6 protein-coding genes and 1 rRNA gene are annotated in these 13,423 nt (G+C 72.4%); 2 read left to right on the top strand and 5 right to left on the bottom strand.

What is annotated here, in order from left to right; translation table 11 throughout:
• Positions 1-160 precede the first annotated feature (160 nt).
• From ABTZ03_RS16410 to ABTZ03_RS16400, 3 genes are all read right to left on the bottom strand, one after another.
• Positions 161-2,845, bottom strand: coding sequence for a DNA translocase FtsK (locus ABTZ03_RS16410; protein WP_350513639.1), 2,685 nt, complete (start codon positions 2,843-2,845; stop codon positions 161-163).
• 148 nt (positions 2,846-2,993) lie between these two features.
• Positions 2,994-3,629 carry a response regulator gene (locus tag ABTZ03_RS16405; RefSeq protein WP_350513638.1) on the bottom strand — a complete coding sequence of 212 codons (636 nt, stop codon included), beginning with the start codon at positions 3,627-3,629 and terminating at the stop codon, positions 2,994-2,996.
• Positions 3,630-3,926: 297 nt separating this feature from the next.
• Positions 3,927-8,537, bottom strand: coding sequence for a HAMP domain-containing protein (locus ABTZ03_RS16400; RefSeq protein ID WP_502894488.1), 4,611 nt, complete (start codon positions 8,535-8,537; stop codon positions 3,927-3,929).
• Positions 8,538-9,034: 497 nt separating this feature from the next.
• On the opposite strand from ABTZ03_RS16400, the gene ABTZ03_RS16395 reads away from it, so the two are divergent.
• Together ABTZ03_RS16395 and ABTZ03_RS16390 are read left to right on the top strand one after the other, a co-directional pair.
• A complete protein-coding gene (locus tag ABTZ03_RS16395; RefSeq protein ID WP_350513637.1) occupies positions 9,035-11,590 on the top strand; it encodes a SpoIIE family protein phosphatase in 2,556 nt (851 codons plus the stop codon).
• Between the two features lie 271 nt (positions 11,591-11,861).
• On the top strand, positions 11,862-12,425 hold the full coding sequence (locus ABTZ03_RS16390; protein WP_350513636.1) for a GPR1/FUN34/YaaH family transporter: 564 nt from the start codon (positions 11,862-11,864) through the stop codon (positions 12,423-12,425).
• Here ABTZ03_RS16390 and ABTZ03_RS16385 read toward each other — a convergent pair.
• Positions 12,418-13,275: a phosphatase PAP2 family protein gene (locus ABTZ03_RS16385; RefSeq protein ID WP_350513635.1), complete on the bottom strand. Its 858-nt coding sequence runs from the start codon at positions 13,273-13,275 to the stop codon at positions 12,418-12,420. The genes ABTZ03_RS16390 and ABTZ03_RS16385 overlap by 8 nt on opposite strands.
• A gap of 61 nt (positions 13,276-13,336) precedes the next feature.
• A 5S ribosomal RNA gene (rrf, locus tag ABTZ03_RS16380) occupies positions 13,337-13,423 on the bottom strand; the annotation flags it as partial.

The following is a 13,423-nucleotide window of genomic DNA, read 5'->3' as shown; positions in this document are numbered from 1 at the left end:
CTGACCGGCCGTCAGCGGGGACGTGCGCGGGGACCCGGAGTGCGCTGTCCGGCCTGGGACGCGGCCTACGGGCATTCGGTTCCGCACACCGCGCCTACCCTCCTCCGAACGAGTGAACCCACCCGGAGGGCACGGCCCGTCGGCCCGGCCGCGCCGCCGCTCAGCCCCGCAGGGTCAGCAGCACCCCGTCCAGCTCGTCCGGCTTCACCAGCACGTCGCGGGCCTTGGAGCCCTCGCTCGGGCCGACGATCCCGCGCGACTCCATCAGGTCCATCAGCCGGCCGGCCTTGGCGAAGCCGACCCGGAGCTTGCGCTGGAGCATCGAGGTCGAGCCGAACTGGGTGGAGACCACCAGCTCGGCCGCCTGGATCAGCAGGTCCAGGTCGTCGCCGATCTCCTCGTCGATCTCCTTCTTCGGCCCGCCGCCGACCGTCACGTCGTCCCGGTAGACGGCGGTCAGCTGGTCCTTGCAGTGCTGCACGACCCTGGCGATCTCCGCCTCGGTGACGAACGCCCCCTGCATCCGGACCGGCTTGCCGGCGCCCATCGGCAGGAACAGCGCGTCGCCCTTGCCGATCAGCTTCTCCGCGCCGGGCTGGTCCAGGATGACCCGGGAGTCGGCCATCGCGGAGGTCGCGAAGGCCAGCCGGGACGGCACGTTGGCCTTGATCAGACCGGTGACCACGTCCACCGAGGGCCGCTGGGTGGCGAGCACCAGGTGGATGCCGGCCGCGCGGGCCAGCTGGGTGATCCGGACCACCGAGTCCTCGACGTCGCGCGGCGCGACCATCATCAGGTCGGCCAGCTCGTCGACGATCACCAGCAGGTACGGGTACGGCCGCAGCTCCCGCTCGCTGCCCAGCGGCGGGGTGACCTTGCCGGCCTTGACCGCCGCGTTGAAGTCGTCCACGTGCCGGAAGCCGAACGCCGCGAGGTCGTCGTAGCGCATGTCCATCTCGCGCACCACCCACTGGAGGGCCTCGGCGGCCTTCTTGGGGTTGGTGATGATCGGCGTGATCAGGTGCGGGATGCCCTCGTAGGCGGTCAGCTCGACCCGCTTGGGGTCGACCAGCACCATCCGCACCTCGTCCGGGGTGGCCCGGGCGAGGATCGAGGTGATCAGGCAGTTGATGCAGGAGGACTTGCCCGCGCCGGTCGCGCCGGCCACCAGGATGTGCGGCATCTTGGCGAGGTTGGCCATCACGGAGTGGCCCTCGACGTCCTTGCCCATGCCGACGACCATCGGGTGGGTGTCCTCGGCGGCCGTGCGCGAGCGCAGCAGGTCGCCGAGGTTGACCATCTCCCGGTCCCGGTTGGGGATCTCGATGCCGACCGCGGACTTGCCCGGGATCGGGCTGATGATCCGCACGTCCGGGCTGGCCACCGCGTACGCGATGTTCTTGGCGAGCGCGGTGATCCGCTCCACCTTGACCGCCGGGCCGAGCTCGACCTCGTAGCGGGTGACCGTCGGGCCGCGGGTGAAGCCGGTGACCTTGGCGTCCACCTTGAACTCGGCGAAGGTGCCGGTGAGCTGGGCCACCACCTCGTCGTTGAGGGCGCTGCGGGCCTTGGCCGGGCCGCCGCGCTCCAGCAGGTCGAGCGAGGGCAGCGCGTAGGTGACGCCCTCGCCGAGCTGGAGCTGCTCCATCCGCACCGGCGCCGGGCCGTGCTCCGCGGGCGCGCCCGGGCCGCCGTTGCGGGCGGCCGGGACGGCGGACTCCTCGGGCGCCGCGGTCAGGTCCTTGACCTGGTGCATCATGTCGGCCACCGCCGAGGAGGCGGGCACGCCGTAGACCAGCGCACCGTCCAGGTCGGCGGCCGCGCCGGCGGCCAGGTCGCGGGTGGCGTACGGGTCCAGCGGCTCCTTGTCCAGCGAGACCCGCTGGGCCTGCGGCGACTCGTCCAGCTCGTCCGGCACGTCCTGCTTGCGCCGACGGCGGCGCCGGCGGGCGGCCACCTCGTCGACCGGGTCGTCACCGTCGGTGTCCACGGCGTACGGCAGCGCGTCGGGGTCGGCGTCCTCCGGCGGGTCGGTGGACGGTTCGTACCCCGGCGTGCGCCCCCAGCGCAGCTCGTCCTCGGGCCCGGGCTCCATCACCCCGAGCCTTATCGCCGCCCCGCGCAGCCGCTCGCCGATCCGGTTGACCGGGGTGGCGGTGACCACCAGCAGGCCGAAGAAGGCCAGCAGCAGGAGCAGTGGCACGGCCAGCACCGCGCCGGCGGCGGCCATCATCGGGGTGGACGCGCCCCAGCCGATGATCCCGCCGGCCGCCCTTATCCGGGTGGCGCCGCTGCCCATGGTGGGCGCGCCGCAGCCGATGTGGACCAGGCCGAGGACGCCGACCAGCAGCGTGCTCAGCCCGATCACGATCCGGCCGTTGGCCTCCGGCAGCTCCGGGTGGCGCCAGAGCCGGATCGCGATCCCGGCCAGCAGGAACGGCACCAGGACGTCGAGCCGGCCGAACAGCCCGGACACCACGGCGGTGGCCGCGCCGTTCAGCCAGCCCTCCGAGCTGAACCAGGTGCCGCCGGCGACCACCAGCGCGAGGCCGAACAGCAGCAGTCCCAGACCGTCCTTGCGGTGGTCCGGGTGGAGGTTCTTGGCGCCGTCGCCGACGCCGCGGAAGATCGCCGCGATCGGGCTCGCCAGGGCGTTGAGGAGGCTCATCAGCCCCGACCGGCGCGGCGGGGGCGGCGGCGCCGACCTTGCCGCCGCCTTCTTCGCGGGGGCCCGACGGGCGGCCGCCTTCTTCGCGGGCGGCTTGCCCGGGGACTTGGCCGCGGCCTTCTTGGACGGTCCCGGACTCGGTTTGCGTGCGGCGTTTCCGGGCGTACGAGTGGCCATGGGTCAGCAGCCTACCGGGGCGGGCCACCCGTGCCCACGCGGCCGAGCTGGGCCGCCCCGACGTGTCGCAGACACTCCGTCACGCTGACCGGGTTTCACCCGGCCGCAGCAGTGGGCCACCCGGACGGGTGAACGCGGTACCGCGGGACTACGCGCTGCCGGGGCGCATCGCGTCCAGGGCCCGGCGCAGGGCGACGAGCTTGCGCTCCAGGTGCGTCGCGGTGGCGGCCACCCCGGCGTCCTCCGCCCCGTCCAGCTGCTTGCCCAGCGCCTCCGCCTGCTCCTCGACCGCCGCCAGCCGCGCGGACAGCTCGCCGAGCAGCGCCCCGCCGAGGGCCGGCTCGCCACCGCCCGCCTCCAGCTGCAGCCGCAGCAGCGCGGCCTGCTCCTTCAGCTGGCAGTTCTTGACGTACAGGTCGACGAAGACCGAGACCTTGGCCCGCAGCACCCACGGGTCGAAGGGCTTGGAGATGTAGTCCACCGCGCCGGCCGCGTAGCCGCGGAAGGTGTGGTGCGGGCCGTGGTTGAGCGCGGTGAGGAAGATGATCGGGATGTCCCGGGTGCGCTCGCGGCGCTTGATGTGGGCGGCCGTCTCGAAGCCGTCCATCCCGGGCATCTGGACGTCCAGCAGGATCACCGCGAAGTCGTCGGTCAGCAGCGCCTTGAGCGCCTCCTCGCCGGAGGCGGCGCGCACCAGCGTCTGGTCCAGGGCGGAGAGGATCGCCTCCAGTGCCAGGAGGTTCTCCGGCCGGTCGTCGACCAGGAGGATCTTCGCCTTCTGCATCGGGGCTCGCCCTCCTGTCGCCTGCCTGCCGCCCGGTGTGGGCACCCGCGTACTGCCCACCGCTACCCCGGTCATGCTAGCCGCACCCCCTCGCCCGGCACATCGCTCCGTCGTGACCCGATCCGGAACGGCGCTCAGCCAGTGCTCCGGCGCACGCTCAGCAGCGTGTCGCCGTCCGGTCACTGTTCGCAACGCTCGGTGACCCTACCGGGTTCCCGGGCCCGACCGCCAGCAAACCGACCGACCGGCAGGCGTGAAGCCCGGGGCCCGCATCGGAGTTCACGCCCGCCGCCGGCGTCATGCGCGGTCGCCGTTCAACCACTCGGACATCACCGACAGCAGGTGGTCGGTCTCCACCGGCTTGGTGATGTGGTCGGTGGCGCCCGCCTCCAGGGACTTCTCCCGGTCGCCCTTCATCGCCTTGGCGGTCAGCGCGATGATCGGCAGACCGGCGAACTGGGGCATCCGGCGGATCGCCTCGGTGGTCGCGTAGCCGTCCATCTCCGGCATCATGATGTCCATCAGGACCAGCGCCACGTTCTCGTGCTGCTCCAGCATCTCGATGCCCTCGCGGCCGTTCTCCGCGTACAGGACGGTCAGCCCGTGCTGCTCCAGCACGCTGGTCAGGGCGAACACGTTGCGCACGTCGTCGTCCACGATCAGCACCTGCTGGCCGTCGAAGCGGGTGTCGCCGCGGGCCGGCCGGGGCTGGACGGGCTCCACCGCCCGGGGCGCCGCGGCGCTCTCCAGCGCGGCGTTGCGACGGCGTTCCACCACGCCGCGGCGGCGCTCCTCGGCCAGCTCCCGGACCTCCTGGGCCCAGTGGTCGGCCGGACTCTCGCCGACCGGCACCGGCAGGCCCACCGGGGTCACCCCGACCGAGGCGCGCAGCACGGACTGGCCCGCCGCGCCCGGGCGCTCGGCCGACCGCTCAGCGGCGTCCGGGGCGTCGGTGCGCAGCGGCAGGTAGAGCGTGAAGGTCGAGCCCTTGCCCAGCTCGCTCTCGGCATGGATCTCACCGCCGAGCAGCCGGGCGATCTCGCGGCTGATGGACAGCCCGAGGCCGGTCCCGGCGTACTTGCGGCTGATGGTGCCGTCGGCCTGCTTGAACGCCTCGAAGATCTCCCGCAGCTTGTTGCTGGGGATGCCGATGCCGGTGTCGGAGACCGAGAAGGCGATCAGCTCGTCGTCCGGGCCCTGGATCGAGCCGAACTCCAGCAACCGCTCGCGCACGTGCTGGGGGACGTCCCGGCCGGCCGCGCTGATCGAGAAGTCCACGCCGCCGGTCTCGGTGAACTTGACGGCGTTGGAGATCAGGTTGCGCAGCACCTGCTGGAGCCGCTGCTCGTCGGTGTGCAGGGTGACCGGCAGGACCGGCGAGACCCGGACCGCGAAGTCCAGGTTCTTGTCGAGGGCGACCGGCTGGAAGGTCGCCTCGACGTAGTCGACCAGCTGGACCAGGGCGATCCGGGCCGGGCGGACGTCCATCTTGCCGGCCTCGACCTTGGACAGGTCGAGGATGTCGTTGATCAGCTGGAGCAGGTCGGAGCCGGCGCCGTGGATGGTGTCGGCGAACTCGACCTGCTTGGGCGAGAGGTTGCCCTCGTTGTTGTCGGACAGCAGCTTGGCCAGGATCAGCAGCGAGTTGAGCGGGGTGCGCAGCTCGTGCGACATGTTGGCGAGGAACTCGCTCTTGTACCGGGAGGCCAGGGCGAGCTGCTCGGCGCGCTCCTCCAGCACCTGCCGGGCCTCCTCGATCTCGCTGTTCTTGATCTCGATGTCGCGGTTCTGCTGGGCGAGTTGCTCCGCCTTCTCCTGCAACTCCTCGTTGGTGCGCTCCAGTTCCTCCTGGCGCGCCTCCAACTCGGCCGAGCGCATCGAGAGTTCGGCGGTGAGCCGCTGGGACTCCAGCAGCAGGCCCTCGGTCTTGGTGTTGACGCTGATGGTGTTCACGGTGACGCCGATCAGGTCGGCGATCTGGTTGAGGAAGTCCAGTGCGACGGTGGTGAAGGAGCTGAAGGTGGCCAGTTCGATCACGCCCAGCAGCCGGCCCTCGAACAGCACCGGCAGCACCACGATGTGGGTCGGCGAGGCCTCGCCCAGACCGGAGGCGATCTTGAGGTACCCGGGCGGCGCCTCCTTGACGATGATCGCCCGCTTCTCCACCGCCGACTGGCCGATCAGCGACTCGCCCGGCCGGAAGGTGGTCGGCATCGCCCGCCGCTGGTAGCCGTAGCTGCCGATCAGCCGCAGCACGGTGTCGTTCTCGTCGTCGTCCTCGGTGATCAGTTCGGCGGTCCGGCCGGCCGGCTGGGCCAGGAAGAAGGCGCCGTGCTGGGCGGAGACCACCGGGGTCAGCTCGGTCATGATCAGCGAGGCCACCGCCTCCAGATCCCGGCGGCCCTGGAGCAGGCCGGAGATCCGGGCCAGGTTGGTCTTGAGCCAGTCCTGCTCCTGGTTGGTGCGGGTGGTCTCGCGCAGGTTGGCGATCATCTGGTTGATGTTGTCCTTGAGCTCGTCGAGCTCCCCGGCGGCGTCCACGTCGATCCGCAGGCTCAGGTCGCCCCTGGTCACCGCGGTGGCGACCTGGGCGATCGCGCGCACCTGCCGGGTCAGGTTGTTGGCCAGCTCGTTCACCGACTCGGTCAGGTCCTGCCAGGTGCCGTCCACCCCGGGCACCCGGGCCTGGCCGCCGAGCCGTCCGTCGGTGCCGACCTCGCGGGCGACCCGGGTGACCTCGTCGGCGAAGGCCGAGAGCTGGTCGACCATGGTGTTGATGTTGGTCTTGAGCTGGAGGAACTCGCCGCGCGCGTCGACGTCGATCTTCTGCGAGAGGTCGCCGCGGGCGACCGCCGTGATCACCAGCGCGATGTTGCGGACCTGGCCGGTGAGGTTGTTGGCCATCTGGTTGACGTTGTCGGTCAGGTCCTTCCAGATGCCGGCCACGCCCGGCACGCTCGCCTGGCCGCCCAGGGTTCCGTCGGTGCCGACCTCGCGGGCCACCCTGGTGACCTCGACCGCGAAGGCCGACAGCTGGTCGACCATGGTGTTCAGGGTCCCGGCCAGGGTCGCGATCTCGCCCTGGGCGTCGATGGTGATCTTCTTGGAGAGGTCACCGCGGGCCACCGCGGAGGCGACCTCGGCGATGTTGCGCACCTGTCCGGTCAGGTTCGACGCCATGAAGTTGACGTTGTCGGTCAGGTCCTTCCAGATCCCCGACACCCCGCGCACCCGGGCCTGACCGCCCAGGATGCCCTCGGTGCCCACCTCGCGGGCGACCCGGGTCACCTCGTCGGCGAACGCCGACAGCTGGTCGACCATGGTGTTGACGGTCGTCACCAGCTCCAGGATCTCGCCCCGGGCGTCGACGGTGATCTTCTTGGACACGTCGCCGCGCGCCACCGCCGTGGTCACCTCGGCGATGCTGCGGACCTGGCTGGTCAGGTTGTTGGCCATCAGGTTGACCGAGTTGGTCAGGTCCTTCCAGGTGCCGGACACCCCGGGCACGCTCGCCTGACCGCCCAGGATCCCCTCGGTGCCGACGTCCCGGGCCACCCGGGTCACCTCGTCGGCGAAGGCGGAGAGCTGGTCGACCATCGTGTTGATGGTGTTCTTCAGCTCCAGGATCTCCCCGCGCGCGTCCACCTGGATCTTCTGCGACAGATCGCCCTTGGCGACCGCGGTCGTCACCTGGGCGATGTTGCGCACCTGATCGGTGAGGTTGTTCGCCATGAAGTTGACGTTGTCGGTCAGGTCCCGCCACACCCCGGCCGCCCAGGGCACCTGGGCCTGGCCGCCCAGCCGCCCCTCGGTGCCCACCTGGCGGGCCACCCGGGTCACCTGCTCGGCGAAGCCGGAGAGCTGGTCGACCATCGTGTTGATGGTGTTCTTCAGCTCCAGCATCTCGCCGCGCGCGTCCACCTCGATCTTCTGCGAGAGGTCCCCGCGCGCCACCGCCGTGGTCACCTGGGCGATGTTGCGGACCTGGCCGGTCAGGTTGTCGGCCATGAAGTTCACCGAATCGGTCAACTCCCGCCACACCCCGGCCACGCCCGGCACCTGCGCCTGACCGCCCAGTCGGCCCTCGGTGCCGACGTCCCGGGCCACCGTGGTGACCTGCGCCGCGAAGCCGTTCAGCTGGTCCACCATCGTGTTGACGGTGTTCTTCAGCTCCAGCATCTCGCCGGCCACGTCGACGGTCACCTTGCGGGACAGGTCGCCCTTGGCCACCGCCGTGGTCACCTGGGCGATGTTGCGCACCTGCGCGGTGAGCCGGCCCGCCATGGTGTTGACCGAGTCCGCCAGGTCCTTCCAACTGCCGGACACGCTGCGGACCTTGGCCTGCCCGCCGAGCTTGCCCTCGGTGCCCACCTCACGGGCCACCCGGGTCACCTCGTCGGTGAACTCCGAGAGCTGGTCCACCAGCCCGTTGACGGTCCGGCCGATCTTCAGGTACTCGCCGCGCAGCGGGTGGCTCACCCCGTTGCTGTGCAGCGAGCGCAGCTCCATCTTCTGGTCCAGGTCGCCCTCGGCGATCGAGCTCAGCACCCGGCCCACCTCGGCCATCGGGCGGGCCAGGTCGTCGATCAGCGCGTTGCAGTTGTCGACCGCCGCCATCCAGGCGCCCTCGCCCGCGCCGGTCTCCAGCCGCTCGTTCAGCCGGCCCTCGCGACCCACCGCCCGCCGCACCCGGGCCAGTTCACCGGTCAGGTGCTGGTTGCGCTCGGCGACCTCGTTGAACACCGCGGCGATCTCCGCCAGCGGCCCGTCCCCCGGCACGGTCATCCGGCGGCGGAAGTTGCCGTCCCGCATCGCGGTCAGCGCCGCCAGCAGCTTGCGCAGCTCGGCCGGCTCCGCGCTGCGGTTGTGGCCCGAGCCCGACCGCCGGCCCGCCGCGATCCGCGGCACCGCTCCGGACCGACCGCCGCGCGGCGCGGGCGGCGTCGTACCGGTGGCGTCCTTGGTTGCGTCCTTGGTGGCCGAACTCAACGGGCCCCTCCCACATCGTGTGAACTGTCCGGTGACCGCCGCGCCGGCACGGCACGGGCCCGGGCACCGGCCCGGCTGGGCTGCACCGGCCGGCCCTCGCGGCCCACCGGCACCCACACGACCGTACTGCTCCCACCGGCCGTCGCGGACCCCCCAGTCTGGCAGCACCCACGCCGGGTATACGGCCGGTTGCGCCCGGTTGTCCCCGCACCGTCCGAAACAGGTGGGCAGAATCACCCTCAGGTGCCTGTTTCACAGCCCCGCCCCCACGGGGAACCAAGCGGAAAGTAGGGTGGAGCGCTGCACCGGGCCACGACCCGACCCAGCGCCGCCGCCCACCCCCGACGGCGCGCACGGGGAGGTCGGCGCCGAGCCCCGGACAGTCAGGGCCAGAGCAGTAGAGGAGAAGTGGCAACGTGGTCACCGCGCGCGCAGCCGCCACCTTCGACCCCGACGGCCGGTCCGCGGCCGCCGCCCGGGGCTTCGTTCGGGACGCGCTGCTCGGCTGGGGTCTGCCCGAGGTCGTCGACGACGCCGTCGTGCTGGTCAGCGAACTGGTCACGAACGCGGTCGTGCACGCCGGCACCGCCGCCGAGGTGTGCTGCCTGCGCGAGGAGGAGACCGTCCGGATCGAGGTCACCGACCACCACCCCGAACGCGGACTGCCCTCCCTCGGCGACGGGCCCGTCGCCCGCTCCGACCGCTACGCCGACCCCGACGGCGAGGGCGGCCGCGGCCTGCTGATGTGCTCCGCCCTCGCCGAACGCTGGGGCGTCGAGTACGCGGCCGGGCAGAAGACCGTCTGGTTCCGCCTCGCCCTGCCCGCCCACGTGGTCGGCACCCGCTACGCCGTGCCCGCCACCCCCGGCAGCGACCTGCCCAGCGGCCCCGGACCGGTGCACGTCGCCGTCGTCCAGCTCGACGAGGACGGCCGCGTCCTGGCCTGGAACCCGGACGCCGAGGCCCTCTTCCGCCACCCCGCCGCCGCCGTCCTCGGCCGCCCCTGGGCCGACCTCGCGGTCTGGCCGCAGTCCCCCGGCCTCGGCCTCACCGACACCCTCCGGCTGGCCCGCTGGGAGGGCGGCTACGGGGTACGGCGCCCCGACGGCGAGGAGGTCGAGGTCTACGGCGTCCAGGTCCGGGTGCGCGACACCGAGGGCGTCCCCTCCACCCTCTGTCTGCTCGTCCTCGAACCCGACCGCGCCGTGCTGCGCTCCCCCGCCCGGGCCCTGCCCGGCGAGCGCCCCGACCCGGCCGGACCCCGGCTCGACCTGCTGGCCGCCCCGGTCGCCACCGACGACCTCGACACCCTGCTCCAGCGCACCGTCGACCGCGCCCGCGACCTGCTCGACGCCGACGCCGCCTACCTGCTGCTCACCACCGACGACGAGACCGAGTTCGAGGTCCGCGCCGCCACCGGCCTGACCACCGGACACCGCCGGCACACCCGCTTCCCGGTCGGCACCGGCAACCGCTACGACTCCGCCCGGCTGCCCTCGGTGCACGAGGACCTCGCCGCCCGCCCCACCGGCCTGCCCCTGCTCTCCGGCAGCGGGATGCGCTCCCTGGTCACCGTCCCGCTCAAGGTCGAGGGCCGCCTGATCGGCTCGCTCGGCATCGCCACCACCGCCCCCGGCCGCTACGACAACGAGGACGCGCTGCGCCTTCAGTTCGCCGCCGACCGGGTCGCCCTGGCCGTCGAGAGCACCCGGCTGACCGAGCTCGAACGACTGCGCCGCGGCTCGCTCTCCTTCCTCGTCGAGGCCTCCGACCTGCTGGCCGGCACCCTCGAACACGAGCAGACCCTCGCGCTGATGGCCCAGATGGCCGTCCCCACCCTCGCCTCCTGGTGCGCCGTCTACACCAACGGCGACCACAGCTCCTCGGCCGGCCTCGCCTTCGTCCTGCACGAGGACGAGGACCGGATCGACCCGCTGCGCGACCTGCTCGACAAGACCCCCGCCCCCGAGGCCGGCCCCACCCACGGGGTGCGCTTCTGGACCGCGCCCGCCGAGACCGCCGGGGCGGGCGGCCTCACCGACAGCCCCGAACTCGCCGGACTGCTCGGCGAGACCGTCGTACTGCCGCTGACCGCCCGCAACCGGGTCATCGGGCTGCTCGCGCTCGGCGTCCCGGCCGGCGTCCGGTTCCGCCAGGAGATCCTCGAACTCGCCGAGGACCTCTCCCGCCGGGCCGCCCTCGCCCTCGACAACTCCCGGCTCTACTCCGAGCGCACCGCCACCAGCCAGGCCCTGCAGCGCAGCCTGCTGCCGCCGGACCTGCCCGAGATCCCCGGCGTCGAGGTGGACGTCTACTACCAGGCCGCGGGCGAGGGCAACGAGGTCGGCGGCGACTTCTACGACCTGTTCACCATCCGTGAGGGCACCTACGGCTTCGCCATCGGCGACGTCTGCGGCACCGGCCCCGAGGCCGCCTCCGTCACCGGCCTGGCCCGGCACTCGCTGCGCCTGCTCGCCCGCGAGGGCCTGGACGCCCCGCAGGTGCTGCGCCGGCTCAACGCGGCCATCCTGGACGAGGGTGCGCGCAGCCGCTTCCTCACCCTGCTCTACGGCGAACTGACACCCCGCCCGGACGGCAGCACCGAACTGTCCCTGGTCTGCGCAGGCCACCCGCTCCCGCTGCGCCTGCGCACCGACGGCCAGGTCGACCGGGCCGCCACCCCGCAGCCGCTGCTCGGCGTCATGGACGACCTCGAACTCACCGCCGAGCGCCTGGTGCTCTCCCCCGGCGAGGTGCTGCTCTGCGTCACCGACGGCGTGACCGAACGCCGGGAGGGGCGGCGGATGTTGGGCGACGACGGCCTCGCCGAGGTGCTCACCGGCTGCACCGGCCTGACCGCCGGCGCGGTCGCCATGCGGGTGCAGCGCGCGGTCGAGCGCTTCGCTCCGGAACCGCCCTCCGACGACATGGCGATCCTGACCCTGCGGGTGCCGACCCAGCGTCAGTCGTGAACTCTCCCCACAACTGACGCCGTCACGAATTGTTATCTTCACAAGGGTACAAGCGAGCGGGTGCCGGGTACACCGATCTCGCCGGGGAATCCCCCGGCGAGGACGTGCCCAGCGGCTCTCCGCCGGCCCACCACTGCTGACCTCACTTCTGACCGCTGCCCGCGCACGGCCCACCGCCGTGCGCCCTCGGCGCGGTCGCGCGCATCCCCCGTCACCGACATCACCGAGCGTCACTGCGCCCTGCGCGCGCCCAGAGTGAAAGGAGCCTCCGGTGAGCAACGACGCTACCGGGGCAACGAACGCCCGCTCCACCGGAGCCGACGCGGGTAACCTCGGCTACCTCGCCCTCGGCCTCACACTTCTCGCCTACGGTCTGCTCTCCACCGGGGTCCTGCACGGCACCGGCGCCGGGGACGCGGCCCACCTCGCCCATGTCCTCGGCGGCATCACCCTCTTCGTCGCGGGCCTCTGGCAGCTCCGCGGCGGCGAGGGCTTCACCGGGACCGCCTTCACCAGCCTCGGCGCCTTCTGGGCGACCTGGTCGGTGGCGGGCGGCGCCGGCAAGAACGCCGCGGGCCTGTTCCTGCTGCTGTGGGCCCTGCTCGCCCTCAGCCTCACGGCGGCCAGTTGGGGGGCGGGCCTGTTCAGCCGCGCCGTCTACGGGCTGTTCACGGTCGCCCTGGTGCTGAACGCGATCGCCGTCCTCGGCGGCTACAGCGGCCTGGCCAAGGCCGCCGGCTGGGTCGCGGCGGTCGCCGGGCTGGTCGCCTGGTACTGGGCCACCTCCGCACTGAGCAACGGCTCCTGGGGGAAGGTCGCCCTGCCGGTCAAGTGACCTGCCGGGGCCGCTCCTCGGCACCGGCGCGGGGTCGGAGCTCCGTCTCGACGGCGCCCCGGCCCCGTCGCCGTGCCACCGCCCGGGCCGCCAGGGCCAGGACGGCGTAGGCGAACAGCAGGATCGCGACCGCGACGATGCCGTCCGCCCAGAAGTGGTTGGCCGTCACCACGACCACCGCGACCGTCAGCACCGGGTGCAGCAGCACCGCCCAGCGGAACGGGCTCCGCGACACCCGCACCACCGCGACCGCCGCCAGCACGCACCAGGCGACGTGCACCGACGGCATCGCCGACAGCTGATCGGCCACCACCACCCCGCCGACCGCGCCGCCGTACACCGACTGCCCGTACTCCGCGGCCACGTCGACGAAGCCGCTCTGCGGCAGCATCCGCGGCGGCGCCACCGGGACGAACTGCACCAGCAGACAGACCGCGGTGGTGATCACCACCGTGTTGCGCACCCACGCGTAACGCTCCCGGTGCCGCAGGAAGACCCAGAGCAGCACGCCCAGCATCACGGCGAAGTGCATGACCGCGTAGTAGTAGTTCGCCAGTCGCACCAGCACCGGATGCGGTGTGACGGCCGCCTGCCAGGCCGCCTCGTCCGGCAGCCCCAGCGAGCGCTCGGTCCGGTGGATCCAACTCGCCCGGTCCAGCGCGTGGTCGGCGCTCATCACCGACAGGTGCCCCACCAGCTGCCAGAGCGCGAACAGCGCCAACAGCGTGCCGGCCTCCCGCAGCAGGGCCGAGGCCCCCGGTTTCCGGACCCTCGCGGCGGCGTACGCACCTCCGTAGAGGACGACGGCGGCACCCCCGGCACTCTGCCAGGTCAGGGTCAGGTTCTGCATTGGCAGAGGGTAACGCAAAAAGACCCCCTCCCGAATGGGAGGGGGTCTTTTTGGAATGATTGTTCGGCGGCGTCCTACTCTCCCACAGGGTCCCCCCTGCAGTACCATCGGCGCTGTGAGGCTTAGCTTCCGGGTTCGGAATGTAACC

The organism is Kitasatospora sp. NPDC096077, assembly GCF_040303245.1.
Lineage (GTDB): Bacteria > Actinomycetota > Actinomycetes > Streptomycetales > Streptomycetaceae > Kitasatospora.
This window is presented reverse-complemented; position numbering and strand designations above follow the sequence as displayed.

Bases quoted from the DNA above. Each gene is read 5' to 3' on its own strand.
- ABTZ03_RS16410 (WP_350513639.1), bottom strand. From the start codon at position 2,845: ATGGCCACTCGTACGCCCGGAAACGCCGCACGCAAACCGAGTCCGGGA.
- ABTZ03_RS16405 (WP_350513638.1), bottom strand. From the start codon at position 3,629: ATGCAGAAGGCGAAGATCCTCCTGGTCGACGACCGGCCGGAGAACCTC.
- ABTZ03_RS16385 (WP_350513635.1), bottom strand. From the start codon at position 13,275: ATGCAGAACCTGACCCTGACCTGGCAGAGTGCCGGGGGTGCCGCCGTC.